Annotated in this window: 27 protein-coding genes; 8 read left to right on the top strand and 19 right to left on the bottom strand. The window is 71.1% G+C overall.

Features of this window, described 5'->3' with window-relative positions; genetic code table 11:
- Positions 1–44 precede the first annotated feature (44 nt).
- Positions 45–1,109, top strand: coding sequence for a tartrate dehydrogenase (locus tag KAK07_RS15055; protein ID WP_210861585.1), 1,065 nt, complete (start codon positions 45–47; stop codon positions 1,107–1,109).
- Positions 1,110–1,112: 3 nt separating this feature from the next.
- On the opposite strand, the gene KAK07_RS15050 is transcribed toward KAK07_RS15055, so the two are convergent.
- From KAK07_RS15050 to KAK07_RS15040, 3 genes are all read right to left on the bottom strand, one after another.
- Entirely contained in the window at positions 1,113–1,796 is a 684-nt protein-coding gene (locus tag KAK07_RS15050) for a Bax inhibitor-1/YccA family protein (protein ID WP_247660876.1), read from the bottom strand.
- Between the two features lie 38 nt (positions 1,797–1,834).
- Entirely contained in the window at positions 1,835–2,176 is a 342-nt protein-coding gene (locus KAK07_RS15045) for an HPF/RaiA family ribosome-associated protein (protein WP_210851787.1), read from the bottom strand.
- Positions 2,177–2,279: 103 nt separating this feature from the next.
- On the bottom strand, positions 2,280–2,870 hold the full coding sequence (locus KAK07_RS15040) for a hypothetical protein (protein ID WP_210851786.1): 591 nt from the start codon (positions 2,868–2,870) through the stop codon (positions 2,280–2,282).
- Positions 2,871–3,099: 229 nt separating this feature from the next.
- On the opposite strand from KAK07_RS15040, the gene KAK07_RS15035 reads away from it, so the two are divergent.
- Positions 3,100–3,516, top strand: coding sequence for a TerB family tellurite resistance protein (locus tag KAK07_RS15035; protein ID WP_210800243.1), 417 nt, complete (start codon positions 3,100–3,102; stop codon positions 3,514–3,516).
- A gap of 13 nt (positions 3,517–3,529) precedes the next feature.
- Here KAK07_RS15035 and KAK07_RS15030 read toward each other — a convergent pair whose 3' ends face one another.
- The gene (locus KAK07_RS15030) at positions 3,530–4,414 is read right to left on the bottom strand and encodes a LysR family transcriptional regulator (RefSeq protein ID WP_210861583.1); all 885 of its coding nucleotides are present in this window, start codon (positions 4,412–4,414) and stop codon (positions 3,530–3,532) included.
- Between the two features lie 178 nt (positions 4,415–4,592).
- Here KAK07_RS15030 and KAK07_RS15025 point away from each other — a divergent pair, with 178 nt between their 5' ends.
- Positions 4,593–6,956, top strand: a complete 2,364-nt coding sequence (locus KAK07_RS15025; RefSeq protein WP_210851784.1) for a sensor histidine kinase — start codon at positions 4,593–4,595, stop codon at positions 6,954–6,956.
- Positions 6,957–6,992: 36 nt separating this feature from the next.
- Here KAK07_RS15025 and KAK07_RS15020 read toward each other — a convergent pair whose 3' ends face one another.
- The 7 genes from KAK07_RS15020 to KAK07_RS14990 all read right to left on the bottom strand — a co-directional run bounded on the left by KAK07_RS15020 (position 6,993) and on the right by KAK07_RS14990 (position 11,954).
- Positions 6,993–7,733, bottom strand: a complete 741-nt coding sequence (locus tag KAK07_RS15020; protein WP_247660875.1) for an amino acid ABC transporter ATP-binding protein — start codon at positions 7,731–7,733, stop codon at positions 6,993–6,995.
- On the bottom strand, positions 7,723–8,373 hold the full coding sequence (locus KAK07_RS15015) for an amino acid ABC transporter permease (RefSeq protein WP_210851783.1): 651 nt from the start codon (positions 8,371–8,373) through the stop codon (positions 7,723–7,725). Before KAK07_RS15015 ends, KAK07_RS15020 begins: the two co-directional genes overlap by 11 nt.
- Positions 8,374–8,385: 12 nt before the next feature.
- A complete protein-coding gene (locus KAK07_RS15010; protein ID WP_210800240.1) occupies positions 8,386–9,072 on the bottom strand; it encodes an amino acid ABC transporter permease in 687 nt (228 codons plus the stop codon).
- 31 nt (positions 9,073–9,103) lie between these two features.
- Positions 9,104–9,901 (bottom strand): transporter substrate-binding domain-containing protein, encoded by a 798-nt coding sequence (locus KAK07_RS15005; RefSeq protein ID WP_210851782.1) that lies wholly within the window; start codon positions 9,899–9,901, stop codon positions 9,104–9,106.
- Between the two features lie 4 nt (positions 9,902–9,905).
- On the bottom strand, positions 9,906–10,760 hold the full coding sequence (locus tag KAK07_RS15000) for a GntR family transcriptional regulator (protein WP_210851781.1): 855 nt from the start codon (positions 10,758–10,760) through the stop codon (positions 9,906–9,908).
- A 163-nt stretch (positions 10,761–10,923) separates the two neighbouring features.
- Positions 10,924–11,409: a GNAT family N-acetyltransferase gene (locus tag KAK07_RS14995; RefSeq protein WP_210851780.1), complete on the bottom strand. Its 486-nt coding sequence runs from the start codon at positions 11,407–11,409 to the stop codon at positions 10,924–10,926.
- Positions 11,406–11,954 carry a DUF1697 domain-containing protein gene (locus tag KAK07_RS14990; RefSeq protein ID WP_210851779.1) on the bottom strand — a complete coding sequence of 183 codons (549 nt, stop codon included), beginning with the start codon at positions 11,952–11,954 and terminating at the stop codon, positions 11,406–11,408. Before KAK07_RS14990 ends, KAK07_RS14995 begins: the two co-directional genes overlap by 4 nt.
- Before the next feature lie 73 nt (positions 11,955–12,027).
- Here KAK07_RS14990 and KAK07_RS14985 point away from each other — a divergent pair, with 73 nt between their 5' ends.
- The gene (locus KAK07_RS14985; protein ID WP_210851778.1) at positions 12,028–14,052 is read left to right on the top strand and encodes an acetoacetate--CoA ligase; all 2,025 of its coding nucleotides are present in this window, start codon (positions 12,028–12,030) and stop codon (positions 14,050–14,052) included.
- On the opposite strand, the gene KAK07_RS14980 is transcribed toward KAK07_RS14985, so the two are convergent.
- From KAK07_RS14980 to KAK07_RS14950, 7 genes are all read right to left on the bottom strand, one after another.
- The gene (locus KAK07_RS14980; RefSeq protein ID WP_210851777.1) at positions 14,053–14,940 is read right to left on the bottom strand and encodes a formate dehydrogenase accessory sulfurtransferase FdhD; all 888 of its coding nucleotides are present in this window, start codon (positions 14,938–14,940) and stop codon (positions 14,053–14,055) included.
- Between the two features lie 26 nt (positions 14,941–14,966).
- Positions 14,967–15,323, bottom strand: a complete 357-nt coding sequence (locus KAK07_RS14975) for a hypothetical protein (RefSeq protein ID WP_210851776.1) — start codon at positions 15,321–15,323, stop codon at positions 14,967–14,969.
- 19 nt (positions 15,324–15,342) lie between these two features.
- The gene (locus KAK07_RS14970; RefSeq protein WP_210851775.1) at positions 15,343–16,428 is read right to left on the bottom strand and encodes a formate dehydrogenase subunit gamma; all 1,086 of its coding nucleotides are present in this window, start codon (positions 16,426–16,428) and stop codon (positions 15,343–15,345) included.
- The gene (locus KAK07_RS14965; protein WP_210851774.1) at positions 16,425–16,676 is read right to left on the bottom strand and encodes a hypothetical protein; all 252 of its coding nucleotides are present in this window, start codon (positions 16,674–16,676) and stop codon (positions 16,425–16,427) included. Before KAK07_RS14965 ends, KAK07_RS14970 begins: the two co-directional genes overlap by 4 nt.
- 1 nt (position 16,677) lies before the next feature.
- Positions 16,678–17,292, bottom strand: coding sequence for a formate dehydrogenase FDH3 subunit beta (fdh3B, locus tag KAK07_RS14960; RefSeq protein WP_210851773.1), 615 nt, complete (start codon positions 17,290–17,292; stop codon positions 16,678–16,680).
- Positions 17,293–17,313: 21 nt separating this feature from the next.
- Positions 17,314–20,292 (bottom strand): formate dehydrogenase subunit alpha, encoded by a 2,979-nt coding sequence (locus KAK07_RS14955; RefSeq protein ID WP_210851772.1) that lies wholly within the window; start codon positions 20,290–20,292, stop codon positions 17,314–17,316.
- Between the two features lie 68 nt (positions 20,293–20,360).
- Positions 20,361–20,573, bottom strand: a complete 213-nt coding sequence (locus tag KAK07_RS14950) for a formate dehydrogenase (protein WP_210851771.1) — start codon at positions 20,571–20,573, stop codon at positions 20,361–20,363.
- A gap of 215 nt (positions 20,574–20,788) precedes the next feature.
- On the opposite strand from KAK07_RS14950, the gene KAK07_RS14945 reads away from it, so the two are divergent.
- Together KAK07_RS14945 and KAK07_RS14940 are read left to right on the top strand one after the other, a co-directional pair.
- Positions 20,789–22,177 carry a sigma-54-dependent transcriptional regulator gene (locus KAK07_RS14945; RefSeq protein ID WP_310738452.1) on the top strand — a complete coding sequence of 463 codons (1,389 nt, stop codon included), beginning with the start codon at positions 20,789–20,791 and terminating at the stop codon, positions 22,175–22,177.
- A gap of 1 nt (position 22,178) precedes the next feature.
- A complete protein-coding gene (locus tag KAK07_RS14940) occupies positions 22,179–24,167 on the top strand; it encodes a cache domain-containing protein (RefSeq protein ID WP_210851770.1) in 1,989 nt (662 codons plus the stop codon).
- Here the strand turns inward: KAK07_RS14940 and KAK07_RS14935 are convergent.
- Positions 24,154–24,384, bottom strand: coding sequence for a DUF1653 domain-containing protein (locus KAK07_RS14935; protein WP_210851769.1), 231 nt, complete (start codon positions 24,382–24,384; stop codon positions 24,154–24,156). The two genes, KAK07_RS14940 and KAK07_RS14935, sit on opposite strands and share 14 nt — an antisense overlap.
- A gap of 110 nt (positions 24,385–24,494) precedes the next feature.
- Between KAK07_RS14935 and KAK07_RS14930 the strand changes: the two genes are divergently transcribed.
- Both KAK07_RS14930 and KAK07_RS14925 read left to right on the top strand, forming a co-directional pair.
- Complete coding sequence (locus tag KAK07_RS14930) at positions 24,495–24,848, top strand: carboxymuconolactone decarboxylase family protein (RefSeq protein WP_210851768.1); 354 nt, start codon at positions 24,495–24,497, stop codon at positions 24,846–24,848.
- A gap of 147 nt (positions 24,849–24,995) precedes the next feature.
- Positions 24,996–25,502, top strand: a complete 507-nt coding sequence (locus KAK07_RS14925) for a DUF3305 domain-containing protein (protein WP_210851767.1) — start codon at positions 24,996–24,998, stop codon at positions 25,500–25,502.
- Position 25,503: the final 1 nt, after the last annotated feature.

Below are 25,503 nucleotides of genomic sequence, written 5' to 3'. Positions count from 1 at the left end.
GTGTATGACGACAATCACCTCCATCCCCACGCTCGGACCTGACCATGACCCGCACCCACCGCATCGCCGTGATCCCCGGAGACGGCATCGGCCAGGAAGTGATGCCCGAAGCGCTGCGCACGCTGCGCAGCGCCGCCCAGCGCTTCGGCTTTGCGCTTGATCTGCGGGAGATCCCCTGGGCCAGCTGCGACTGGTACCAGGCCCATGGCGAGATGATGCCCGCCGACTGGAAAGCGCAGTTGCAGGGGGTGGACGCGATCCTCTTCGGCGCCGTGGGCTGGCCGGCCACGGTGCCCGACCACATCTCGCTGTGGGGCTCGCTGCTCAAGTTCCGCCGCGAGTTCGACCAGTACATCAACCTGCGCCCGGCGCGCTTGTTCGAGGGCGTGCCCTGCCCGCTGGCCAACCGCCAGCCCGGCGACATCGACATGCTGATCGTGCGCGAGAACACCGAGGGCGAGTACACCAAGCTCGGCGGCATCATGTTCGAGGGCACCGAGCGCGAGATCGTGATCCAGGAATCGGTGTTCAGCCGCGTGGGCTCCGAGCGCGTGCTGCGCTATGCCTTCGAGCAGGCCATGCGCCGGCCCCGTCGCCACCTGACCGTGGCCACCAAGAGCAATGGCATCGCGATCAGCATGCCGTGGTGGGATGCGCTGGCCGAGCGCATTGGCGCCGAGTACCCGCAGGTCTCGGTGGACAAGCAGCACATCGACATCCTCAGCGCCCGCTTCGTGCTGCAACCGCAGCGCTTCGACGTGGTGGTGGCCACCAACCTGTTCGGCGACATCCTCTCCGACCTGGGCCCGGCCTGCACCGGCACGATCGGCCTGGCGCCGTCGGCCAACCTGAACCCCGAGCGGCGTTTTCCCAGCCTGTTCGAGCCGGTGCACGGATCGGCGCCGGACATCTTCGGCCGCAACATCGCCAACCCGATCGCGATGGTCTGGTCGGCGGCGCTGATGCTGGATTTCCTGGGCGAGCGCGCCGCCCATGACGCCATCGTGGCGGCGATCGAGGCGGTGCTGCGCAACGGGCCGCGCACACCCGACCTGGGCGGCGCGGCCAGCACCACGGCGCTGGGCGAGGCGATCGCCGCAGCGCTGTGAGACTTACTCCTGCGAGCCGCCGAAGCCGAACAGGCTCAGCAGGCTGGTGAACAGGTTGAACAGCGAGACGTACAGGCCCACCGTGGCCATCACGTAGTTGGTCTCGCCGCCATGCACGATGCGGCTGGTCTCGACCAGGATCAGGCCGGCCGACAGCAGCGCCACCATCGCCGACACCGCCAGGGCCAGCGCCGGGATCTGCAGGAAGAACGCCGCCAGACCGGCCAGCAGCGCGATCACCATGCCGGCGAACAGGAAGCCGCCCATCGCGCTGAAATCACGCTTGCTGCTCAGCGCCCAGGCCGACATCGCCAGGAAGGTGATGCCGGTCGCACCCAGCGCCAGCATCACGGTCTGGGCACCACCGGGCAGCGACAGCGAGCGCGCCAGCAAGGGGCCCAGCGTGTAGCCCATGAAGCCGGTCAGCGCGAACACCGCCGGCAGCGCCCAGCCGCTGTTGCGCAGCTTGTAGACCGCGAACAGCAGGCCGAAGTAGCCCGCCAGCGTCAGCAGCACGCCCGGAGCGGGCCACTGGAAGGCCACGCCCATCCCCGCCACCGCGGCGCTGAACAGCAGCGTCATCGACAACAGGGCATAGGTGTTGCGCAGCACGCGGCGACGCTCGGCAGGCAGGCCGGCGGCACCCGCACCGGCCATTGGCAGGCGGGAGGTGGTGGCGGAACTCATCGAGTCCATGGTGTCGGCTCCTTGGGGGGTGGGGTGGATCACAGGGAAGCTTCGGCGGCGGCGCGCGGCAGGCGGCGTGGTGCCGCACCGCGGTTGCGCAGCCGCAGCAGGAATCGGGCGGCGCGGGCCAGGGCCAGGTCCAGCGCGGTGCGCCAGTCCTGGGCGACCGAGGTCACCACCACCGGGCCCTGGCCGTCGGTGCGCAGCTCGATCTGGCAGCGCTTGTCGACGCCGCCGCGCGGGCCGTTGAGGTCGGACAGCTGCACGTCAGCGCGCGGCACCAGCCAGGACAGGCGGCGCAGCACGAAGCGGACCCGGCGCTCGGCCAGCTCGCGCAGCGCCTGGGCCTGGGGGTGACGGGTTCTGAACAGCACTTGCATGGCAGGTCTCCTTGAGGTGGACCCAGTCTGATGCCGGGTCATGGTCTGAAAAAGCAGCAGCAGCGTGAATGAAGCTTCGAGAAAACCGAAGCGGGAAGCCGCCTCAGTCCGGCGATCGGGGCGGGTCGTCGCCGTACTGGCGACGCAGGCGCGCCAGTCCCTGGCGGAAGGCCTCGGCGTCGCCGTGCTCGAAGAAGCGCGGGTAGCGCTCATGGGCCGCGCGGATGCGGCGGGCATGCTTGATCGGGCACCAGTACTGCTCGGTGCGCGCCGCCACCTCGCGGGTGTAGGCGGCCACGCCGTTGCCGTACGAGCAGTAGAAGCAGTTGAACTTCTCGATCGCGTTCAGGTAGGGCAGGTCCTCACGGTCGAAGACCAGGTAGTCCGAGCGGCGCACCTTGGGGATGCGGTAGACCGGAAAGCAGATCGCCTGGTAGACGGTGACGAACAGGTCCATCAGCAGGAAGGGGATCCAGCCCAGGTAGATCACCGGCGCGGTCAGGATGGCCAGCAGGCTGGAGCGGCGCAGGAAGCGCCACAGGCCCACCTTGTAGCGGCGCTGCTGGGACGCCCACTCGCCGGCCAGCTGGGCGCGCCGGGCCTGCCAGTCCTCGCGCTGCTGGCGGTATTCCTCCTCCACATCCTCCTGCAGCGCACGGATGCGGTCCAGCAGGTCGTCGAGGTGCTTGCTCATGTCGTCGGCTCCCGGTGGTGAACAGTCAGTGGCGGGGCAGATCAGTGCCGGCTGGCGGATTTCAAGCGCCGCCTCCGGGTCAGCCATGATTCGGTTTTCTCTGAATGAAAGTCTGCAAAACAATGCTTTGACCGATGGGTGTCACCCCCCACATTGCCCTTCATCGCGGTGAGCGCTCTGCGGCCCATCCCGGGCCGGACGCCCACCGCGACCCTTCTGGAGTGACACCATGCGCAGCTACCCCCGCAACAGCCCCGAAGCCGCCGCGCGTATCGTCGCGCTGGTCCTGATCGCCGACGGCCACGTCTGCCGCTCCGAGATCGACACCCTGCAGCGCCTGCAGATCGAGCCCACGCTGGGCCTGGCGCCGGGTCAGTTCGCGCAGGTGGTGCACACGATGTGCGAGGACCTGCTGGCCGGCGCCTACGCCGGTGGCTCGATGATGTGCAGCGTGGATGAGCCCACGCTGGCGTCGCTGCTGGCCGAGGTGGACGATCCGACACTGCAGTCCGCCACCTTGCACCTGGCCGCCGCAGCGGCCGAGGCCGACCAGCACCTGGCCGACGCCGAAGCCATGCTGGTGTCCGCCGCGCGGCGCCAGTGGCGGCTGTCGGAGCAGCCGGTGCCGCTGCTGATGGCGGCCTGAGCCGCCGCCGGCCTCAGCGCGCCCGCGCCGCCGCCAGGACCTTCTGCACCAGCGGATGGTGCTGGCCGCGGCGCGAGCGGATCGCGTGGATCTCTTCCTTCACGCCTTCGCTGCGCCCCAGCAGGCGCAGGCCGCGCATCAGGCCGATGTCATCGGCGCCCAGGCGGCTCACCGGGAACACGCCCAGGCCGCGCGCGGCGAACACCGCCAGCAGCGCGCTGTCCTCGAACTCGCCGACCACGGTGGGCCGCAGGCCCAGGGTGTCGAACCACAGCTCCAGGGTCAGGCGCAGCGCGGAGTGGCTGGTCGGCAGCAGCACCGGCAGATCGGCCAGGCACTGCGGGAAGTGCTCGCGCTGGCTGCGCCCCACCCACTGGGCCGGACCGTACCACTCCACCGGCGCGTCGACCAGCAGCTCGCTGCTGAGGCGCAGATTGGGGTTGCGCGGCGCGGCCTGGCCGGCCAGCACCAGGTCCAGGTGGTGCAGCGCGAGCTCGCCCAGCAGCTGTTCCACCTCGCCCTCATGGCAGACCAGGCGCAGGCGCGGCGTATCCAGCACGGGTTCAAGCAGCGCGTGCGCAGCCAGCTTGGACAGCCCGTCCGACAGCCCCACCGACAGCCGCGCGACCGGCCCGGCCACCGCCTCGCGCACCTCGTCGGGCAGCTGCTGGCCGAGCTGGAAGATCTCCTCCGCCCGCGCGAACGCCGCCTGGCCCGCCTCGGTCAGCGCAACGCCGCGGCCCGAGGGCTTGAGCAGCTGGTGCCCCAGGGATTTCTCCAGCTCGCGCACCTGGGCGCTGATGGTCTGCACCGCCATGTCCAGGCGCGCGGCCGCGCGCGCAAAGCCGCCCTCCTTGGCGACGACCCAGAAATAGTGGAGGTGGCGGTAGTTGAGCATGAGGGTCCCCCTTCGAGAAAACCGATGTTGCGGGCGGAATGACCACGGCCGCTTCGAAAGGTTCCTGGCGTCAGACGGTGGCAGACCGCCCGCCACCCCCAGGCAGGCACGCCCGACAGGCGGCGATCACCGCCCTTTTCGCCCTTGCGTTCGCCAGCCAGCGCGCTAGGCTGACGCCATGCCGAGCCACCGCCCTGGCCCCGCCCTGACCCGCCGCCACTGGCGGGCGCAGCTCGCCGCGTGGCTGCTCGCCAGTCTGGCCTGGACCCTGTCCGCCGGCGCGGCCCGCGCCCAGGAGGCACCCCCCCTGCAGGTGCTGGTGCTGCTGTCCTACCACGCCCAGCTGCCCTGGACGCGCGCCGTGCTGAACGGCCTGCTCGACGAGGCCGCCGGCCAGCCCGTGTCGCTGGATCTGCAACTGCTGGACCAGCAGCGCGCCGATTCGCCCGCACTGAACGCCGACCGTGCGCGCCTGATCCTGGCGCGCTACCAGGCGCGCCGGCCCGATGTCATCATCGCCGAGTCCCTGCCCGCGGTGCAGTTCCAGCAGCGCCACCTGGCCGCCGCCCTGGACGGCGTGCCGGTGGTGGCCATGCTCGAGGGCCAGGGCCGGCCGCTGGATACCCAGCTGGCGGCCGAGGTCACGGTCGAGACCCGGCTGGCCGAGACGATCGACCTGGCCCTGCGCCTGCACCAGCCGACACGGGTCTACCTGATCGGCGGCCCCGCGCCGGAATCGCAGTCCACGCTGGACGCCATGCAGGCGCTGCTGCACACGCGGCCCGGCCTGCAGGTCGAACGCCTGGACAGTCCGGGCCTGACCCCCATCGCTCACCGCCTGGCCGCGGTACCGGCGCAGGAGCGGGCCGTGGCCTTCTATGGCCTGGTGTTCAGCGATGACAAGGGCGAGCCGCTGCCGCCGGCCTTGGCGCTGTCCCGGATCGCCCAGACCAGTCAGGTGCCGATCTACTCGTTCTGGGACCCGATGATCGGACGCGGCGCCTTGGGCGGCTATGTCACCGTGCCGCAAGGGGTGGGCCGGCAATTGCTGCAGGAGGCGGTGCGTGCCGCCCGGCCACCGTCCTCGGTGGCCTCGGCTGCGCCGTCGCCTCGCCAGCAGACGGCTCAGGCCACGCTGGCCTTTGACGCGCGCCAGCTGGCCCGCTGGGGGCTGAGCGCTGAGCGCCTGCCAGCCGACGCCGACCTGCGCTTCCAGGCGTTCTCGGTGTGGCGCGAACACCGGCTCGAGATCATCGGCGCGCTGCTGCTGCTGGTCCTGCAGGCGGTGCTGATCGGCGGCCTGCTGGTGAACCGGCGTGGCCGCCTGCGAGCGATGCAGGCGCTGGCCCGCGAGCGCAGCAGCCTCGAGGACCGCGTGGTGGAGCGCACCCGCCAGCTGGCCGAGACCGAACTGCGGTACCGCACCGTGGCCGACCACAACGCCAACTGGGAGACCTGGAACGATCCGCAGGGCCGCTGGCTGTACTGCTCGCCGTCGTGCCAGCGCATCACCGGCCGCGATGCCCAGGACTTCATCCATGACGGCGGGCTGTTCACGCGCATCGTCCACCCCGAGGACCGGGCCCGCGTCGAGCAGCACATGGCCTCGACCGCGCGGGCCGACGGGGATTTCGCCGCCTTCGACTTTCGCATCCGCCATGCCGAGGGCCACGACCTGTGGCTCTCGCATGTCTGCCAGCCGGTGTTTGACGCCGAGGGGGGCTTCCTGGGTCACCGCGCGTCGAACATCGACATCACCGCCCGCAAGGTGGCCGAGTTGGCGCTGCGGGCCAGCGAGGCCCGGCTGCGGCAGGCCAACGAGGTGGCCGAGACGGCGGCACGCGCCAAGTCGCAGTTCCTCTCCAACATGAGCCATGAGCTGCGCACGCCGCTCAACGGGATCCTGGGCATGGGCGCCCTGGCCCGGATGAAGACCACCGAGCCCGAGGTGGCCCGCCTGCTGGGCATGCTCGAGGTCTCGTCGAAACGCCTGGCCGACCTGATCGCCAGCCTGCTGGACGCCACCGCGCTGCAGAACGACCAGCTGACCCTGGACCGGCGCCGCTTCCGCCTGGGCGAGGTGCTGTCCGACGTGCTGGAGCAGGCCGCGGCCGCCGCGGCCGACAAGCACCTGAGCTTTTCGGTCGACACCGACGCCGGCCTGCTCGACACCCCGGTGGTCGGCGACGGCCCTCGCCTGGCGCAGGTGCTGGGCAACCTGGCCGGCAACGCCGTCAAGTTCACCGACCAGGGGGGCGTCTCGGTGCGCCTGGGCCTGCGCGACGACGGCCCGGCGGCCCTGCAGTTGCGCTGCGACGTGGTCGATTCCGGCCCCGGCATCGACGAGGCCACCCAGCGCCGCCTGTTCGTCGCCTTCGTGCAGGCCGACGGCAGCTCGACCCGGCCGCACCAGGGCGCTGGCCTGGGCCTGGCTGTCAGCAAGCGCCTGGTCGAGGCGATGGGCGGCCGCATGGGGCTGGACAGCCGGCCGGGCCAGGGCTCGACCTTCTGGTTCACGGTGCGCCTGACGCGAGCCGGTTGAACGGCGGCGCCAGGCCGGTCGCCGAAAGCTTCCGGTTCAGTGCAGCGCGGACAGGAACTGCTTCAGCTCGGCGGTCTGCGGCTGGCCGAACAGCTGCTCGGGCGGGCCCATCTCGTGGATGCGGCCGGCGTGCATGAAGACCACGCGGTCGGCCACCTTGCGGGCGAAGTTCATCTCGTGCGTGACCATCAGCAGCGTCATGCCCTCGTCGGCGAGTGACTCCACCACGCGCAGCACCTCGCCCACCAGTTCGGGGTCGAGCGCCGAGGTGATCTCGTCGCACAGCATCACGCTGGGCGCCATCGCCAGCGCGCGGGCGATGGCCACGCGCTGCTGCTGGCCGCCCGAGAGCTGGTCGGGCCAGGCGTCGAACTTCTCGGCCAGGCCCACGCGGGCCAGCAGCGCGCGCGCCTGCTGGGCGGCGGCGGCGGCGTCGGTCTGCTTGACCAGGGTGGGCGCCAGCATCACGTTGCGGCCCACGCTGAGGTGCGGGAAGAGGTTGAAGTTCTGGAAGATCATGCCCACGTGCTGGCGCAAGGCGCGCATGGCCTGCGCATCGCCATGGCGCAGCGGCAGGCCGTCGACCAGCAGGCTGCCCTGCTGGAACACCTCCAGCCCGTTGATGCAACGCAGCAGGGTGCTCTTGCCCGAGCCACTCTTGCCGATGATGGCGATCACCTCGCCGGGCTGCACCTGCAGGTCGATGCCCTTGAGCACCTCGTGGCTGCCAAAGCTCTTGCGCAGCGCCTCGATGCGGACGATGGGCTCAGTGGGCATGCTTGAAACTCCTCTCCAGACGGCGGCTGGCGGCCGAGACTGGCCAGCACAGCGCGAAATACAGCAGCGCCACGCAGGCGTAGACGGTGAAGGGGCGGAAGGTGGCGTTGGTGATCATCGTGCCGGCCTTGGTCAGCTCGATGAAGCCGATCACCGAGGCCAGCGCCGTGCCCTTGATCACCTGCACCAGAAAGCCCACGGTGGGCGGCACCGCGATGCGCAGCGCCTGCGGGCCGATGACGTGGCGCATCTTCTCGCCGAAGCTCAGCGCCAGGCTGTCGGCCGCCTCCCACTGGCCCTTGGGCACGGCGTTGACGCAGCCGCGCCAGATCTCGGTCAGGAAGGCGCTGGTGTAGAGCGTCAGCGCCAGGCTGGCCGCCACCCAGGCCGACACGTTCAGCCCCACCAGCGCCAGCCCGAAGTAGGCCAGGAAGAGCTGCATCAGCAGCGGCGTGCCCTGGAACAGCTGCACGTACACGGCCACCGCGCGCGGCGCGCCCGGCCACTGCGCCAGCCGCGCCAGCAGCAGCGCCAGCGCCACCAGGCCGCCGCCGACGAAGGCCACCAGCGACAGCCCCACGGTCCAGCGGGCCGCCAGCAGCAGGTTGCGAAAGATGTCCCACAAGGAAAAGTCGATCATCGGGTGGCTCCTTCAGCGCGCAGCGCCATGCCCGGCGGGCAGGCGACCGAAGATCAGCCGCGGGCCCAGCCAGTTCAGCAGCTGCCGCACACCCACCGACAGGCCCAGGTAGATGGCGGTGGCGACGATGTAGGCCTCGAAGGCGCGGAAGTTGCGGCTCTGGATCAGGTTGGCGGTGTAGCTCAGCTCCTGCGCCGAGATCTGGCCGCACACCGCCGAGCCCAGCATCACGATGACGATCTGGCTGGTCAGCGCCGGCCACACCCGGCCCAGCGCTGGCGGCAGCACCACGCGGGTGAAGACCTGCCACTCGGTCAGCGCCAGGCTGCGTGCCGCCTCGATCTGGCCGCGCGGCGTGGTGTCGATGCCGGCACGCACGATCTCGGCCGCGTAGGCGCCCAGGTTGATCACCATCGCCAGGATGCTGGCCCATTCCGGGCTGAGCTTGACGCCCAGGCTGGGCAGGCCGAAGAAGATGAAGAACAGCTGCACGATGAAGGGCGTGTTGCGGATCAGCTCCACATAGGCCGACACCAGCAGCGCCCCGGCGCGCGGCCCCTGGCTGCGCACCCAGCCGCAGGCCACGCCCAGGGCCACGCCCAGCACCGCAGCCACCGCGCTCAGGCCCAGCGTGAAGGCGGCGCCGCGCAGCAGCGCCGGCCACTGCGACAGCACGGCCATGAAGTCGAGCTGGATCATCGCGTCCGCCCCGTTGCTCGCCGCCAGGCGCTCATTGCGGCAGCTCGCCGGCCGGGCGGCCCAGCCACTTGACGGCCATCTTGTCGAGCTCGCCGCTGGCCTTGGCGGCGGCGATGATCTCGTTGACCTTCAGGCGCAGCTTGTCCTCGCCCTTGGACACGCCGATGAAGTTCGGCGAGTCCTTCAGCACGAACTTGAACTCGGTGGCCAGCTCGGGGTGGCGGGCGATCAGCGCGCCAGCCACCGAGGCGCCGGTGGCAATCACCTGCACCTGACCCGAGACGAAGGCCGACACCGTGGTGTTGTTGTCCTCGAAGCGCTTGATGTCGGCGCTGGCCGGGGCGATCTTGGTCAGCTCCATGTCCTCGATCGCGCCGCGGGTGACGGCCACGGTCTTGCCGGCCAGGTCGGCCGCGCCCTTGATGCTGACGCTCTTGGCCGCGAACACCGCCTGGAAGAAGGGCGAGTAGGCGACCGTGAAGTCGATCACCGCGGCGCGCTCGGGGTTCTTGCCCAGCGTGCTGATCACCAGGTCGGCCTTGCGCGTCTGCAGGTAGGGAATGCGGTTGGCGCTGGTCACCGGCACCAGCTCCACCTTGACCCCCAGCCTGGCGCCGATCAGGTTGGCCATGTCGATGTCCAGGCCCTGCGGCTTCAGGTCGGTGCCGACCATGCCGTAGGGCGGGAAGTCGGTGGGCACGGCGATGTTGATCTGTTTGCGCGCGAGGATGTCGTCGAGCGTGTCGGCCTGTGCGCTCAGCGGCAGCGTAGTGGCCAGGGTGGAGGCCAGGGCGGTGGCCAGGGCGATCAGGGTGTGGCGGCGTTGCATGGTGTCAGGACTCCGGACGGGGTGGGACGGGGGGAACAAGATCGGTGAACAGGGCGCGGCGGCGGCGCGGGCGCGCAGGCGGCGGCGGTGTGTCAGGCTGCAGGGCCAGCGCGGTGCGCAGCGGCGCCAGCGGGTCGTCGGTGGCGGCGTCCTGCCCCAGGTGGCGGGCCACGCTGCCGATGTGGGCGCGCAGCAGCGCGATCGCGCCGGGCAGGTCGCCGGCCTCCAGCGCCGCCACGATCTGCGCATGCTCGGCGCAGCTCTCGCTGGCGGCGTGGGTGCTCTGGTAGAGCGTGGCAATCAGCGTGGTGCGGGCGGTCAGGTCCTTGACGATGTCGGCCAGCAGGCCATTGCCGGCACACTCGGCCAGGCAGACATGGAAGTCGCCCAGCAGCCAGCTGCGCTCGCCGGGGTCGCCGGCACGGATGGCCGCCCGCTCGCGCGCCACGTGGTCCTTCAGCTGGCGCAGCGCGGTCTTGGGCAGCGGACCCTCCAGGCCGTGCAGCAGGCCGGTCTCCAGCGCCAGGCGGGCACCGAAGGCCTCGCGCGCCTCGTCCAGGCTGGGCTGCACGACGAACCAGCCGCGCCGCGCATTGACCTCGACCATGCCGCGCGCCGACAGCCGCGCCATGGCCTCGCGCACCAGCGTGCGGCTGCAGCCGAACAGGTCAGCCAGCGCCTGCTCGCCCAAGCGCTGGCCCGGTGCCAGGCGGCCGGCCAGGATGGCGTCGACGATGCGGTCGGCGATGGCATCTGGGCGGCTGGCGTCCGGGCGGCTGGCCTCGGCGCTGGCAACCGGGGCCGCTGGCGCGGCGGCGCGTGCCGGTCGGCGCGCTTCAGCGCCCTGTCGCGGTGCCATGGTGGGGTTCCTGGTGCATGGTGGGGCGCTGGTGCGGGTGGAATGCCGGGTGTTGGTGCATGCGAGTGATGTTCACACTGCTTGTATGCAAGCATGGTGCCAAGCACCCGGCCTGACCATCCGGGATGACGCGCAGTCCGGGGCGCCAGGCACCCGGGGCCGATCACAGGGCCTTGGCCAGGAACCTCACCAGGCCGATGCGGCCCGGCCGGGCCGGCGCGCACTCGGTGTAGCCGGCCAGCGCGTAGGCCCGTCGCCCCGCGGCGTTGCCGTCGTCCACACTCAGCGCGACCTGGGCCACCTGCGGCCAGTGCTGGCGCAGCCAGTCGTCCACCGCCGCCAGCGCAGCGCGGCCCAGCCCCTGGCCCTGGCGGTGGCGATCGATGCGCATCGCCGACACCGCCGCCGCGCCCTCTGGCGCCCACTCCGGTTGCCGACTGGCGCGCTGCAGCACGACAAAGCCGACGACCGTGCCACCGTGCTCGATCACCAGCCCGACGATGTCCTCGGGCGGACCTTTGGCGCAGGAGGCCAGCGCGCGTTCCAGCGTGCCAGCGAACTCGACCTGGGCCGGGTCGATCTGCAGCGCGTGCAAGGCAGCCAGGCCGGCGTCGTCCAGAGCCTGCCAATCCCGCAGCGTCAGGCTCATCGATCGCTCCGCTGCGCCAGCGCCAGCGCCAGCAGCTTGCCCACCGTGGCCCAGTTGCGCGTGGTCACAGCCGCACCGGCGCGGCCCAGCAGCGCTTCGGCCGCGCGGCTTTGCAGCAGGCCGCCGGCACAGTGCAGGTAGGCGGCCTGCGCGCCGATGTGCCAGGCCTCGTCCGGCGCGACCAGCGGGTCGACCGCGTGCAGCGCGGCCAGGTCGGCCTGATCGGCCGTGAACACCACCACCAGGCGCGCGGGATCGGGCGGCTCGGGCCAGGGCATGCCGGCGGCGATGGCTTGGCCCTCGGCCAGCGTCTTCACCACCACGGGCACGTCGAAGCCGAAGCGCTGCCGCAGCGCCGCCGAGATCCGCGGCGCCAGCGTGCCCGGCCGGGCGCGGGGCCAGTCGGCCACCGCGTTGCCGCTGTTGAGCAGCGTGGCCACCCGCTCGCCGCCCAGTTCGCCCAGCAGCGTGCGCAGCTCGGCCATCGGCACCCGCTTGGCGGGGCCGACATTCACGCCGCGCAGCAGCACCAGGCAGGTGGTCATGGACCGAGTGTCGCACTGGCGACGCGTGCTCGCCCCAATGGCGGCTTGCTGGCCGCGGCCCTAGCCTGAGGGGATGACGAGCGCCCAACTCACCCGCTTCCAGCACTGGCTGCAAACCACGCGCGGCCTGGCGTTTCCCAGCTACGACGCGCTGTGGCAGTGGTCGGTCGACGACCTGCCCGGCTTCTGGCAGGCGATCTGGGCGTACTTCGACATCCAGTCGCCCACACCGCACACCGCGGTGCTGGCCGACGCCCGCATGCCCGGTGCGCGCTGGTTTCCGGGGGCGCAGGTCAACTACGCGCAGCAGGCGCTGCGCCGTGCCGATGCCGCCCACGCCGCCGGTCACCCGGCGATCGTCTGGACCGACGAAGCCGGGCTGGCGGCAGGCGCGGTGCACACGCTGTCCTGGCCCGAGCTGCGCCGCCAGGTGGGCACGGTGGCCGCGTCGCTGACGCGTCTGGGCGTGGGCCCGGGCGACCGGGTCGTGGCCTACCTGCCCAACCGGCCCGAGACCGCCATCGCCTTCCTGGCCTGCGCCAGCATCGGCGCGATCTGGTCGGTCTGCTCGCCCGACATGGGCCCGGTGGCGGTGCTCGACCGCTTCCGGCAGATCGAGCCGGCGGTGCTGATCGCCACCGACGGCTACACCTTCGGCGGCGTCACCCATGACCGCCGTGCGGTGGTGGCCGAGCTGGTGGCGGCGCTGCCCACGCTGCGCCAGGTGGTGCAGGTGCCGCTGCTGGGCCAGGCGCTGGCGATGCCCGACGGCAGCGCGGCCACGCTGCACGACTGGGCTGCGCTGACCAGCAGCACCGAGACCCTGGCGCCCGCCTGGCTGCCCTTCGACCACCCGCTGTGGGTGGTGTATTCCAGCGGCACCACCGGCCTGCCCAAGCCCATCGTGCACGGCCACGGCGGCATCGTGCTGGAGGCGCTGAAGCTGGGCGTGCTGCACAACGACATCGGCCCGAGCGCCGACACCGGTGACCGCTTCCACTGGTACAGCTCCACCGGCTGGATCATGTGGAACTGCCAGGTGGCCGGCCTGCTGGGCGGCACCACGATCTGCCTGTTCGATGGTTCGCCCGGCGGGCCGCAGGGCGCGCCCGACTGGTCCACGCTGTGGCGCTTCGCGGCACTGGCGCGCTGCAGCTTCTTCGGCGCCGGCGCGGCCTTCTACGCCAGCTGCGCCAAGGCCGGCGTGCAGCCGCAGCAGCAGGCCGACCTGTCGGCGCTGCGCGCGGTGGGCTCGACCGGCTCACCGCTGTCGGAAGACGGCTACCGCTGGATCTGGCAGGCGCTGCCGCAGGTGGACGGGCGCGACATCTGGATCGCCTGCATCAGCGGCGGCACCGATTTCGCCGGCGCCTTCATCGCCGGCGCGCCGACGCTGCCGGTCACCGCCGGCGAGATGCAGTGCCGCTGCCTGGGCGCCCGCGTGGAAGCCTGGAGCGAACCCGGCCCCGATGGCCGCGGCCGCGCGCTGGTCGACGAGGTGGGCGAGCTGGTCTGCACCGCGCCGATGCCCTCAATGCCGCTGCGGCTGTGGAACGACCCCGACGGCCAGCGCCTGCACGACAGCTACTTCGACATGTACCCCGGCGTCTGGCGCCACGGCGACTGGATCCGCCTGGTGCCGCATCCGCAGGCCGGGGCCACCGGCGCCATCATCTACGGCCGCAGCGACGCCACCATCAACCGCCACGGCGTGCGCATGGGCACGGCCGAGCTCTACCGCGCGGTGGAAGCCCTGCCCGAGGTGCTCGACAGCCTGGTGGTCGACCTGGAGTACCTGGGCCGCGAATCGTTCATGCCCCTCTTCGTGGTGCTGCGCGACGGCGCGGTGCTGGACGACGCGTTGCAGGCCCGCCTGAAGGCCACGATCCGCGAGGCGCTGTCGCCGCGCCACGTGCCCAATGTGGTGCTGCAGGTGCCGGCCATCCCGCGCACGCTGTCGGGCAAGAAGATGGAGCTGCCGGTCAAGAAGCTGCTGCTGGGCGCCGACCCGGCGAAGGTGATGAACCGCGACGCGATGGCCAATGCCGCCGCGGTGGACTGGTTCGTCGACTACGCCGCGCGCCGCAGCGCAGGCTGATCAGCCGCCCGCCACCACCCGCACCGACGCGGGCTCGGGGATGGGCTCCGAATCAAAGCGCTCGGCGCCGCAATAGCACAGGAAGTGCTTGTTGGCAGCGCGGCCGAACAGGGTCATGCCCAGGCGCGTGGCCAGCTCGTGACCCATGTGGGTGACGCCGTTGCGCGACACCACGATGGGCACGCCCATGTGCGCGGCCTTCATGACCATCTCGCTGGTCAGGCGGCCGGTGGTGTAGAACACCTTGTCGGCGCCGTCCACGCCATGCAGCCACATCCAGCCGGCGATGGTGTCGATCGCGTTGTGTCGGCCCACGTCCTCGACGAAGCACAGCAGTTCAGTGCCGCGGAACAGCGCACAGCCGTGCACCGAGCCCGCCTTGCGGTGGATGCTGTCCTGCTGGCGGATGACCTCCAGCAGGCCGGCCAGCGTGCCCTGGCGGATGCGGGCCAGCTCGGGCCCGGGCAGGCGCAGCGCGCCCACCTGGTCCATCAGGTCGCCGAAGACCGTGCCCTGGCCGCAGCCGGTGGTCACCACTCGGCGCGCGGTGCGCTGCTCAAGGTCGGCGATGCCCTCGCGGGTGCGCACGGCGGCGGCGCCCACGTCCCAATCCACGGTGATCGACTCCACCGCCGCCAGGTCGGGCACCAGGCGCTGGTTGCGCAGGTAGCCCAGCACCAGCATCTCGGGCGAAGCGCCCAGCGTCATCAGCGTGACCAGCTCGCGCTTGTCGACGAACACCGTCAGCGGCCGCTCGGCCGGGATGTGGATGCGCCGACGCGCGCCGTACTCGTCGAGGATCTCGATCTCGCGCAGCATCGGCGCGCGCGCATCGGTCATGCGCGGCGACAGGGCCGGGTCGGTGATCGGTCGGACGGACGGAGGCATGGCCGTCAATGGTAGCGAAGCGGCGATCAGCCCTTCTTCGCCGGGGCCGAAGCCGGGGCGGGCGCGGCCACCGCAGTGGACGCCGCCCCCGAGGCCGGGGCGGGCGGCGTGTAGACAAAGGGGCCGGGGTCGGCGCAGGCCGGCGTCTCGACCACGGTGCCGGCGTCCTTGCCGTTCTTCTTGGCCGCAGCGCGGTAGCCGGCGGCCACCTTGTCCTGCGACTTGCACAGCAGGTAGGCGTCGACCTTGCCGGTCCAGGCGGTCTTGGCGGCAGCCTCGGCGGCCTTGGCCTTGGCCTCGTCGCTGGGCGGCGGCAGCTTGGCGATCGCGGTGGTGGCCAGCAGCAGCGTGGCGGCCAGGGCAGTCAGGGTGTGGGTTCTCATGGGATCGGTCTCCTGCCGCTCAGGACTGGGTGCGCGGGGCGCCGGGAAGGGGTTGGGCCGAACGCTGCGCCGGGATCTTGCCGGCCTTGACGTCGTCGTACCAGAGCTCGTGGTGCTCCTTGGCCCAGCCTTCGTCCACGTAGCCGGTCTTCATCGCATCCAGCGCGCCCTTGACGCCCACCGTGCCCATGTAGATATGGCCGGCGATCAGCGCCATCATGCCGATCGCGGCGACGGCATGGATCATGTGCGCGATCTGCATCTGGCCGCGCACCTCGCCGAAGCCGGGCACCAGCTTATCGAGCACCAGGCCCGAGGCCACCACCACCAGGCCGGGGACGGTCACGCCCCACCAGAACATGCCCTTCTCGCCGGCGTTGAAGCGGTGCGAGGGCACTTCCTTGTCGCCCAGCATGCCGCCCAGGCGCGACAGCCAGACGAAGTCGGACGCGCTGGCAATGTTGTCCTTGATGAAGGTGACGATGACGATGACCAGCGACACCGCGAACAGCGGGCCGACGAAGTTGTGCAGCGTCTTGAGCAGCCAGGTCAGGTAGCCGAACAGCGCCGAGCCGATCACCGGCATCAGCACGAACTTGCCGAAGGCCATCGTCAGGCCGGAGATGGCCAGCACCACGAAGGCGCCGGCATTGGTCCAGTGCGCGGCGCGCTCCAGCGGCGTGAAGCGCTCGATCTTGCGGCCGGTGTCGGGCACATGGCCGCCCAGCGCGCCCTTGCGCCAGTAGAAGATGCCCAGCGCCAGCGCGACGATCAGCAGCAGCGAGCCGCCGTAGGGGATGATCCAGCGGTTGCGCACCTCGCGCCAGGCCTCGCCGGCGTTGCCCTGGGCGACGATGTAGTCGGCCTGGGGCTGGATCAGCACCCCCTTCTCGGCACCGGGCAGCGTGCTCAGGCCGCCCTGGTCCTTGACGGTGCGCCACATCGGCGCGTTGTTGCCGGGCTGCACCTGGGCGCGGCGGGCATTGCTGTCGTCGGGCTGCGGGGTGCCGGCCACGGCAGGCGCCGACGCCGCCGGGGCCTGCGCCTGCGCGGCACCGGCCGCCAGCAGCGCGCCCAGCAGCAGGGCTCTCAGCAGCGCGGTCATGGCGTCTTGGGCGCTGCCGGCGAGCGCGTGTACTCGTTCTGACCCTGCTGGGCGCGGGCGCGGAGCTGGTTGTTCCAGCCGGTCTCGTCGCCCTTGGTCCAGCCCGCGGCGGCGTAGCCGTTGTCGGTGCCGGTGGCGGCCTTGGTGTCGGCCTTCTTGCGCGGGCCTTCACCGGTCTGCGGGCGTTCGCCGCAGGCCGAGACCAGCAGGGCCAGCGCGCTCAGCGCGATCAGGCGGGTGGCGCGCATCTCAGGCTCCTTCCTTCTTGGCCGCCTGGCCGGGCTGGCCGTAGGCGGTGGTCCAGCCCCAGACCTCGGCGCCCTTGCCGCGCACCAGCACGCGCTGGCGGAAGATGTCGGCCACCACGTCGCCGTCGCCGGCGAGCAGGGCCTTGGTCGAGCACATCTCGGCGCAGGCCGGCAGCTTGCCTTCGGCCAGGCGGTTGCGGCCGTACTTCTCGAACTCGGCCTGGCTGCCGTTGTCCTCGGGACCGCCGGCGCAGAAGGTGCACTTGTCCATCTTGCCGCGCAGGCCGAAGGTGCCGTTGCTGGGGAACTGCGGCGCGCCGAAGGGGCAGGCGTAGCTGCAGTAGCCGCAGCCGATGCAGACGTCCTTGTCGTGCAGCACCACGCCCTCGTCGGTGCGGTAGAAGCAGTCGACCGGGCAGACGGCCATGCAGGGCGCGTCGGAGCAGTGCATGCAGGCGACCGAGATGGTCCGCTCGCCGGGCACGCCGTCATTGAGCGTGACCACGCGGCGGCGGTTCACGCCCCAGGGGATGTCGTGTTCCGCCTTGCAGGCGGTTGCGCACCCGTTGCACTCGATGCAACGCTCGGTGTCGCAGATGAACTTCATGCGGGCCATGGTGTGCCTTTCCGTGTGTTCTTAGGCGACGCGCTCGACCTGGCAGACCGTGGTCTTGGTCTCTTGCATCATCGTCACGCTGTCGTAACCGTAGGTGGTGGCGGTGTTGATGGCTTCGCCGCGGATCACCGGCATCGCGCCCTCGGGGTAGTACGGCGCCATGTCGACACCGCCCCAGCGGCCGGAGAAGTGGAAGGGCAGCCAGACGGTCTCGGCGTCCACCCGCTCGGTCACCAGCGCGCGCACCTTCAGGCCGGGGAAGTTGGCCACCGCAGCCATCGGCGGGGTCTTCAGCCAGACCAGGTCGCCGTTGCGGATGCCGCGGTCGTTGGCCGCCTTCGGGTTGATCTCGACGAACATCTCCTGCTGCAGTTCGGCCAGCCAGGGGTTGGAGCGGGTTTCCTCGCCGCCACCCTCGTACTCGACCAGGCGGCCGCTGGACATGATCAGCGGGAACTGCTTGCCGATGTCCTTGTTCTTCTCCTGCACCGTCTTGTAGAGCGTGGGCAGGCGCCAGAAGGCCTTCTTGTCGTCGTGCGTGGGGTACTTCGCAACCAGGTCGGGCCGGGTGCTGTAGAGCGGCTCGCGGTGCTTGGGCACCGGGTCGGGGAAGTTCCAGACCACGGCGCGGGCCTTGGCGTTGCCGAACGGGTGGCAGCCGTGGTTCTTCATGGCCACGCGGATGATGCCGCCCGACGAATCGGTCTTCCAGTTCTTGCCCTCGGCGGCCTTCTGCTCGGCCTCGGAGAGCTCGCCCCACCAGCCCAGCTTCTTCAGCAGCACGTGGTCGAACTCGGGGTAGCCGGTGGTCAGGTCGCAGCCCACGCTGTGCGAGCCGTCGGCGGCCAGCAGCGAGGTGCCGTCACGCTCGACACCGAAGTTCGCGCGGAAGTTGCCGCCGCCCTCCATCACGTGCTTGGAGGTGTCGTACAGGTTGGGCGAGCCCGGGTGCTTCAGCTCGGGCGTGCCGTAGCAGGGCCAGGGCAGACCGAAGTAGTCGCCGTCCAGGCTGTAGCCGCTTTCCTTGTCGACGCCACCCTTGGCCTTGAGCGTCTTGACGTCGAACACATGCATGTTGCGCATGTGGGCCTTCAGGCGCTCGGGCGACTGGCCGGTGTAGCCAATCGTCCAGACGCACTTGTTGATCTCGCGCAGGATGGACTCGGTCTCGGGCTCCTTGCCGCCCTTGCCGTCGACCATCTTGTAGTTCTTGACCAGCTCGGCACCGAAGCCCAGCTTCTCGGCCAGCTGGTACATGATCATGTGGTCGGTGCGCGATTCCCACAGCGGATCGATCACCTTCTCGCGCCACTGGATCGAGCGGTTTGACGCGGTGCAGGAGCCGCTGGTCTCGAACTGCGTGGTGGTGGGCAGCAGGTAGACCTCGCGCTTGGGGTTGAGGTCCTCGGCCGCGCCGGGCATGGCCGCCATCGCCGCGGTGGCGCTGGGGAAGGGATCGACCACGACCAGCAGGTCGAGCTTGTCCATCGCCTTCTTCATTTCCAGGCCGCGGGTCTGCGAGTTCGGCGCATGGCCCCAGAAGAACAGGCCGCGCAGGTTGCTGTCCTGGTCGATCAGCTCGTTCTTCTCGAGCACGCCGTCCACCCAGCGCGAGACCGTCATGCCCGACTTGGTCATCATCGCCGGCGAGGCGTACTGCTTCTTGATCCACTCGAAATCGACGCCCCAGGCCTTGGCGAAGTGCTTCCAGGAGCCTTCGGCCAGGCCGTAGTAGCCGGGCAGCGAGTCGGGGTTGGGGCCCACGTCGGTGGCGCCCTGCACGTTGTCGTGGCCGCGGAAGATGTTGGTGCCGCCGCCGCTCTTGCCCACATTGCCCAGCGCCAGCTGCAGCAGGCACGAGGCGCGCACGATCGCGTTGCCGATGGTGTGCTGGGTCTGGCCCATGCACCAGACGATGGTGCTGGGGCGGTTCTCGGCCATGGTCTTGGCCACCTGGTAGCAGGTGGCCTCATCGACACCGCAGGCCTCCTGGACCTTGTCCGGGGTCCAGACCTTCAGCGCCTCTTCCTTGACCTTGTCCATGCCCCAGACGCGGTCCTCGATGTACTTCTTGTCTTCCCAGCCGTTCTTGAAGATGTGGTGCATCACACCGAACAGGAAGGGGATGTCCGAACCCGAGCGGATGCGCACGAACTGGTCGGCGCGCGCCGCGGTGCGGGTGAAGCGCGGGTCGACGACGATGACCTTGCAGCCGTTCTCCTTGGCATGCAGCAGGTGCAGCATCGACACCGGGTGCGCCTCGGCGGCGTTGGAGCCGATGTAGAGCGCCGCCTTGGCGTTCTGCATGTCGTTGTAGGAGTTGGTCATCGCACCATACCCCCACGTGTTGGCCACGCCGGCCACGGTGGTGGAGTGGCAGATGCGGGCCTGGTGGTCACAGTTGTTGGTGCCCCAGAAGCTGACCCACTTGCGCAGCAGGTAGGCCTGCTCGTTGTTGTGCTTGGACGAACCCACGACGAAGATCGAGTCCGGGCCGCTGGCCTGGCGCAGCTCCTTCATCTTCTTGGCGATGCCGTCCAGCGCCTCGTCCCAGCTGATGCGCTTGTACTTGCCGTCGACCAGCTTCATCGGGTACTTGAGCCGGTACTCGCCGTGGCCGTGCTCGCGCAGCGCGGCGCCCTTGGCGCAGTGGGCGCCCAGGTTGATCGGCGAGTCGAACACCGGCTCCTGGCGCACCCAGACGCCGTTCTCGACCACCGCGTCCACCGCGCAGCCCACCGAGCAGTGGCCGCAGACGGTGCGCTTGACCTCGATCTTCTTGCCGCCCTCAGCGGCGGCGCCGCCGGCCGCTTCGGCGCGTTGCACCAGGGTCAGCTGGCTGGCCGCCAGGCCGGCGCCCACGCCCAGGCCCGAGCGGCGCAGGAAGCCTCGGCGGTCCATCGTGGGAATGGCGCGGGAAATACCGCGGGCCAGGCTGGACACCAGCGACGACGCGGAGGCGGTCGTGCCGGCGGATTCGGATCTGCGGGTGAGCAGCATGTCGTGTCCTCGAACGCGATGGAAGCCGCACGCCGCCGGCCGGGCCGGGGCGCGCAGGCGGGAGAGCTTCAGACCCGGGTGGTCTGGTAGTAGCGGCGCACGTGCTCGCTGAGGCGGTAACCTTCGCCCTCGGGCTCGGCCGGTTTGGCGGCCACCGGGGTGGCTTCAGGTCGGGCCAGCGGCAGCGCCGCGGCCGCGGCGGCCAGCGCACCGGCGGTGCCGGCGCCTGCAAACAGCGTCCGGCGCGACACCGCGGCCGGCTTGGTCTTGTCCTTGTCCATGATGGTCCCTTCGACGCTTGGCGCTATGCACAGAGTTGCATGGGTGTACCACATGAGAACTCAGTGCTAACCCTTTGAACATCCGCAGCAGCCCGGATGTGATCGGCCATTTTGGCGCGCCCCTTGCGACAACTTGTCGCAGCCGGCGCGCACAGGGTCTGCTTGTACCCCGGCACACGACCGGGTCCGGCGCCGGCTCCTAGAATCCGCCCGCCGTGATCGCTGCCACACCGACTCCTGCCGACGAACGTTGGCCGCTCGCCACCGTGCTGGTGGTCGACGACGAGCCTGGCATGCGCAGCTTCCTGCAGAAGACGCTGGCGCCGCGCGTCGGCCAGGTGCTGGTGGCCGCCAACGCCGACGAGGCCGACGAGCTCACCCGCCGCCACCGCATCGACCTGGTGGTGCTGGACATCGCCATGCCCGGGCGCGACGGCATCAGCTGGCTGCGCAGCCTGCGCGCCGAGGGCAACAGCTGCGAGGCGGTGCTGATCACCGCCTTCGCCGACCTGGACACCGCGATCGAGGCGCTGCGCGCCGGCGCCAGCGACTTCATCCTCAAGCCCTTCCGGGTCACCCAGATCCTCAACGCGCTGCGCCAGGGCCTGGAGCGGGCCGAGCTGCGGCGGCAGAACTTCGTGCTGCGTCGCAGCCTGTCGCAGCGCACGCCGGCCGCCGGCGGCCTGGTGGGCCAGTCGATCGCCATCCGCGGCCTGCAGGCCGCGATCCAGCGTGTGGCGGGGGTGGACAGCACGGTGCTGCTGACCGGCGAATCGGGCACCGGCAAGGAGCTGGCCGCGCTGGCGCTGCACCACCACAGCCCGCGCGCCACCGGCCCCTTCGTGCCGGTCAACTGCGCCACGCTGTCGCCCGAGCTGATCGAGAGCGAACTCTTCGGCCACGCCTGGCGCAGCAGCGACGGCACGCGCCAGCTGCACGACGGCCTGTTCGTCTACGCCCAGGGCGGCACGCTGTTCCTGGACGAGGTGGGCGAGCTGCCGACGGCGCTGCAGGCCACGCTGCTGCGCGCGCTGGAAGAGCGCCGCATCCGCCCCGTGGGCAGCGAGCAGGAGGTGCCGGTGGACGTGCGCATCATCGCCGCCACCCACCGGCCGCTGGCGCGCGAGGTCGAGGCCGGGCGCTTCCGCCCCGACCTGTACTACCGGCTGCAGGTGGTCGAGATCAACCTGCCGCCGCTGCGCAAGCACAAGGAGGACATCCCGGCGCTGGTCGAGCACTTCATCGGCACGCTGGCGCCGCAGCTGGGCCTGCCGCCGATCGAGGTCAGCCCCGACGAGCTGGCCTTCCTGGCGCAGTACGACTGGCCCGGCAACGTGCGCGAGCTGCGCAACCTGATCGAGCGCTCGCTGATCCTGGGCGCGCTCAATGTGTCGGCGCTGTACCAGGGCCTGGCGCGCAGCGAGGCCCGCACGCCGCCGCCGCCCGCGCCGGTGGCGCCGCTGACCACCGACCTGCAGACGCTGGAGAAGAACCACATCCTGGCGGTGCTGGCCTCGGTGGGCGGCGACAAGACCCGCGCCGCGCAGTCGCTGGGCATCTCGCGGCGCACGCTGGAGCGCCGCGTGGCCGAGTGGGGCGGATGAGGTGAGGACCGCGCTGCAGGCCTGGCCGGTGCGGCGCAAGCTGCTGGCGCTGGTGCTGCTGCCGCTGTGGGCGGTGCTGCCGCTGCTGGGGCTGGCGCTGCTGGTCTGGGGCAACGAGGCGCTGGACCGCCTGCTGGTGGCCAAGGTGCGCTCCGACCTGGCGGTGGCCGACGGCTACTTCGAGCGCATGCTGGCCGAGGTGGGCGCCAGCACCAACGCGCTGGCCGAGTCGCGCGTGCTGGCCGAGGGCCTGGCGCGGCGCGATGACACCGCGCTGGTGAAACTGCTTGGCCAGCTGCAGCGGCGCGAGCGCCTGGACCTGCTGGTCTGGCGCGACGCCAGCGGCCGCAGCCCGCAGCCCGGCGCCGACACCCTGCCGCGGCTGCCGCTGCCCGCCGCCGGCCGCCCGCGCGCCAGTGTCGAGCGCCTGGCGCCCGAGGCCCAGGCCGCCCTGCCCGCCGCGCTGCGCGAGCGCATCCCGGTGCCGCTGCTGCCCACCCAGAACGCCGCGCCCACCGACCGCCGCACCGAAGACCGCGCGCTGATGGCCATGGCCGTGGCCGAGGTGCGCGCCGCCGACGGCCGGCTGCTGGGCCAGCTGCAATCGGGGGTGCTGCTCAACCGCAACCTGGCCTTCATCGACCAGCTCAACGAGGTGGTCTACCCCGCCGGCTCGCTGCCCTGGGGCAGCCAGGGCACGGCCACGCTGTTCCTGGACGACGTGCGCATCAGCACCAATGTGCGGCTGTTTGGCGGCGAGGCGCACGAGCGGGCGATCGGCACCCGCGTGTCGGGCTCGGTGCGCGAGCGCGTGCTGGGCCAGGGCGAGACCTGGCTGGACCGCGCCTTCGTCGTCAGCGACTGGTATGTGTCGGGCTACCAGCCGCTGCGCGACCATGCCGGCCAGCGCGTGGGCATGCTCTACGTGGGCTTTCTGGAGCGGCCCTTCGGCTGGCTGAAGTACGCCGCGCTGGCGATGATCGGCTCGATCTGCTTTGGCGTGATGATCCCGGCCGGCCTGCTGGCCTGGCGCTGGGCGCGCGGCGTGGTGGCGCCGCTGGAACGCATGAGCGCCACCATGCAGCGCCAGGAGGGGGGCGACAGCGCCGCCCGCGTCGGCCCGGTGGACCGCGCCGACGAGATCGGCCAGCTCGCCGCCCACTTCGACCACCTGCTCGACACCCTGGCCGGCCAGACCCAGGCACTGCAGCGCTGGAACGCCGAGCTGGATGCCAAGGTGGCCGAGCGCGGCCGCGAGCTGGAAGCCGCCCAGGCCCAGCTGCTGCGCGCCGAGAAGCTGGCCGCGGTGGGCCAGCTCACCGCCAGCATCGCCCACGAGGTGAACAACCCGATCGCGGTGATCCAGGGCAACCTGGACCTGATGCGCGAGCTGCTGGGCCCGGCCGCCGCGCCGGTGCGCGAGGAGCTGGCGCTGATCGACAGCCAGATCGAGCGCATGCGCCTGATCGTCACCCAGCTGCTGCAGTTCGCCCGCCCGGGCGAGTACGCCGGCTACGTGGAGAAGCTCGATCCGCGGCGCGTGCTCGACGACTGCCTGGTGCTGGTGGCCCACCTGCTGGCGCGCCAGCACATCCGCATCGAGCGCGAGGACCGCGCCACCGGCCTGGCCGCGATCAACCGCCAGGAGCTGCAGCAGGTGCTGGTCAACCTGCTGGTCAACGCCGTGCAGGCCATGCCCGAAGGCGGCACGCTGACCCTGCGCACCGACGACTGGCCCGAGGGCCCCGGCGTGGTGATCAGCGTGGCCGACACCGGCGAGGGCCTGCCGCCCGACATGCTCACGCGCCTGTTCCAGCCCTTCGTCACCCGCAAGCCCGACGGCACCGGCCTGGGCCTGTGGATCAGCCGCAGCCTGGTGGAACGCTACGGCGGCGAGCTGCGCGCGGCCAACGTGCCCGGCCCCAGTGCCGAACTGAGCGGCGGCGCCGAGTTCAGCGTCTGGCTGCGCAGCGAACTCAAAGAGGCCTGAAGCGCGGCTGCGTCACGCCGTCCACCGTGATGTCCTCGAAGAACATCGCGTGCGGCCGCACCCACCAGCCGGTGGCGTTGTACAGCGGGCGGTAGACCACCAGCGGCTGCAGTGTCTCGGAGTGGCGGGCCACCCCGATCACCTCGTATTCGCCGCCCTTGTAGTGGCGGTAGCGGCCCAGCGGGGTGGCGGGCAGCGGGGGCAGGTCGTCGTCCATGGCGGGTGGGTCGCAAAGCCGCGCATCGTACGCGGACTCTGCGCCGGCGCAATATACCCACCGTGGTATTTGATAAGCTCAGGGTTATCGCTGAATCCTGAGGATCCCCCATGGCCGCCATGCCCGACTACACCCAGCTCACCGCCGCCGTGGCGTCGAACCTGCAGCCACTGCGCAAGGACATCGCGCCGGTGATGAAGGCCTTCTCCGAGATCGGCAAGGCCGCGCTCGCGCCCGGCGCGCTGGACGAGAAGACCAAGGAGCTGATCGCGCTGGGCATCTCGGTGGCGGCACGCTGTGACGACTGCATCGGTTTCCATGTGCGCACCCTGGCCCGCCTGGGCGCCAGCACCGCCGAGATCGAGGAAACCCTGGGCGTGGCCATCTACATGGGCGGCGGCCCGTCGGCCATGTACGCGGCCCATGTGATGGCCGCCTGGCAGCAGTTCAGCACGCCGACCTGAGGACCCCCAGGCTGGCCGCTGCGCGGCAGCTCTGACCGTCTTGGACGGCCCGGCGACGGTCAGACGCCGAGGACTTACCCGCAGGCGCCGTCGCCCCTTGACCCTGGCGACAGTTTGTCGGGGCCCGGGCAGCTAGACTGCCCCGCCATGTCCGACACCCCGCCGCCCGAGATCGCCCGCACGCTGACGCTGCGCGTCGCCGTGACGATGCGCCGCGAGCGTGCGCCCAACGCCTGGGAAGACTGGCGACACACGCCGCACGACGTGGCGCTGGACGACGGCACGCTGGGCCACACCCCGCGCCTGCTGCGCGACGACGGCCGCGAGCGGCTGACCTTGCACCCGGGCCTGTCGCTGCTGCTGCACGCCGACGAGGGCGAGGGCTACCACCTCAACCTCAGCAGCGGCGCGCCGGTGTGGTTTGTCATGTGGCGCGGCGCCGAGGACGACCCGTCCGAGGCTGCGCCCGAATTCGTCACCCTGTCCTACAACGAGGCCGGCCGCCTGCTCGATGCGCAGGAGCGCGTGGACAACGTGCCGCTGCCCGCCGAGCTGGTGCAGATGCTGCAGGCCTTCACCAGCGCGCACTACCGCCCCGAGCCCAAGCAGCGCCGCCGCCCGGCGTCGTTCCAGCGCCCGGGCGACCGGCGCTGAC

Origin of the sequence: Ideonella alba, from assembly GCF_018069875.1 — a bacterium.
Lineage (GTDB): Bacteria > Pseudomonadota > Gammaproteobacteria > Burkholderiales > Burkholderiaceae_C > Ideonella > Ideonella alba.
This window is presented reverse-complemented; position numbering and strand designations above follow the sequence as displayed.

Excerpts from the sequence above, each read along its gene's own strand:
- KAK07_RS15055 (WP_210861585.1), top strand. The coding sequence starts at position 45 with ATGACCCGCACCCACCGCATCGCCGTGATCCCCGGAGACGGCATCGGC.
- KAK07_RS15050 (WP_247660876.1), bottom strand. The coding sequence starts at position 1,796 with ATGAGTTCCGCCACCACCTCCCGCCTGCCAATGGCCGGTGCGGGTGCC.
- KAK07_RS15045 (WP_210851787.1), bottom strand. The coding sequence starts at position 2,176 with ATGCAAGTGCTGTTCAGAACCCGTCACCCCCAGGCCCAGGCGCTGCGC.
- KAK07_RS15040 (WP_210851786.1), bottom strand. The coding sequence starts at position 2,870 with ATGAGCAAGCACCTCGACGACCTGCTGGACCGCATCCGTGCGCTGCAG.
- KAK07_RS15035 (WP_210800243.1), top strand. The coding sequence starts at position 3,100 with ATGCGCAGCTACCCCCGCAACAGCCCCGAAGCCGCCGCGCGTATCGTC.
- KAK07_RS15030 (WP_210861583.1), bottom strand. The coding sequence starts at position 4,414 with ATGCTCAACTACCGCCACCTCCACTATTTCTGGGTCGTCGCCAAGGAG.
- KAK07_RS15025 (WP_210851784.1), top strand. The coding sequence starts at position 4,593 with ATGCCGAGCCACCGCCCTGGCCCCGCCCTGACCCGCCGCCACTGGCGG.
- KAK07_RS15020 (WP_247660875.1), bottom strand. The coding sequence starts at position 7,733 with ATGCCCACTGAGCCCATCGTCCGCATCGAGGCGCTGCGCAAGAGCTTT.
- KAK07_RS15015 (WP_210851783.1), bottom strand. The coding sequence starts at position 8,373 with ATGATCGACTTTTCCTTGTGGGACATCTTTCGCAACCTGCTGCTGGCG.
- KAK07_RS15010 (WP_210800240.1), bottom strand. The coding sequence starts at position 9,072 with ATGATCCAGCTCGACTTCATGGCCGTGCTGTCGCAGTGGCCGGCGCTG.
- KAK07_RS15005 (WP_210851782.1), bottom strand. The coding sequence starts at position 9,901 with ATGCAACGCCGCCACACCCTGATCGCCCTGGCCACCGCCCTGGCCTCC.
- KAK07_RS15000 (WP_210851781.1), bottom strand. The coding sequence starts at position 10,760 with ATGGCACCGCGACAGGGCGCTGAAGCGCGCCGACCGGCACGCGCCGCC.
- KAK07_RS14995 (WP_210851780.1), bottom strand. The coding sequence starts at position 11,409 with ATGAGCCTGACGCTGCGGGATTGGCAGGCTCTGGACGACGCCGGCCTG.
- KAK07_RS14990 (WP_210851779.1), bottom strand. The coding sequence starts at position 11,954 with ATGACCACCTGCCTGGTGCTGCTGCGCGGCGTGAATGTCGGCCCCGCC.
- KAK07_RS14985 (WP_210851778.1), top strand. The coding sequence starts at position 12,028 with ATGACGAGCGCCCAACTCACCCGCTTCCAGCACTGGCTGCAAACCACG.
- KAK07_RS14980 (WP_210851777.1), bottom strand. The coding sequence starts at position 14,940 with ATGCCTCCGTCCGTCCGACCGATCACCGACCCGGCCCTGTCGCCGCGC.
- KAK07_RS14975 (WP_210851776.1), bottom strand. The coding sequence starts at position 15,323 with ATGAGAACCCACACCCTGACTGCCCTGGCCGCCACGCTGCTGCTGGCC.
- KAK07_RS14970 (WP_210851775.1), bottom strand. The coding sequence starts at position 16,428 with ATGACCGCGCTGCTGAGAGCCCTGCTGCTGGGCGCGCTGCTGGCGGCC.
- KAK07_RS14965 (WP_210851774.1), bottom strand. The coding sequence starts at position 16,676 with ATGCGCGCCACCCGCCTGATCGCGCTGAGCGCGCTGGCCCTGCTGGTC.
- fdh3B (WP_210851773.1), bottom strand. The coding sequence starts at position 17,292 with ATGGCCCGCATGAAGTTCATCTGCGACACCGAGCGTTGCATCGAGTGC.
- KAK07_RS14955 (WP_210851772.1), bottom strand. The coding sequence starts at position 20,292 with ATGCTGCTCACCCGCAGATCCGAATCCGCCGGCACGACCGCCTCCGCG.
- KAK07_RS14950 (WP_210851771.1), bottom strand. The coding sequence starts at position 20,573 with ATGGACAAGGACAAGACCAAGCCGGCCGCGGTGTCGCGCCGGACGCTG.
- KAK07_RS14935 (WP_210851769.1), bottom strand. The coding sequence starts at position 24,384 with ATGGACGACGACCTGCCCCCGCTGCCCGCCACCCCGCTGGGCCGCTAC.
- KAK07_RS14930 (WP_210851768.1), top strand. The coding sequence starts at position 24,495 with ATGGCCGCCATGCCCGACTACACCCAGCTCACCGCCGCCGTGGCGTCG.
- KAK07_RS14925 (WP_210851767.1), top strand. The coding sequence starts at position 24,996 with ATGTCCGACACCCCGCCGCCCGAGATCGCCCGCACGCTGACGCTGCGC.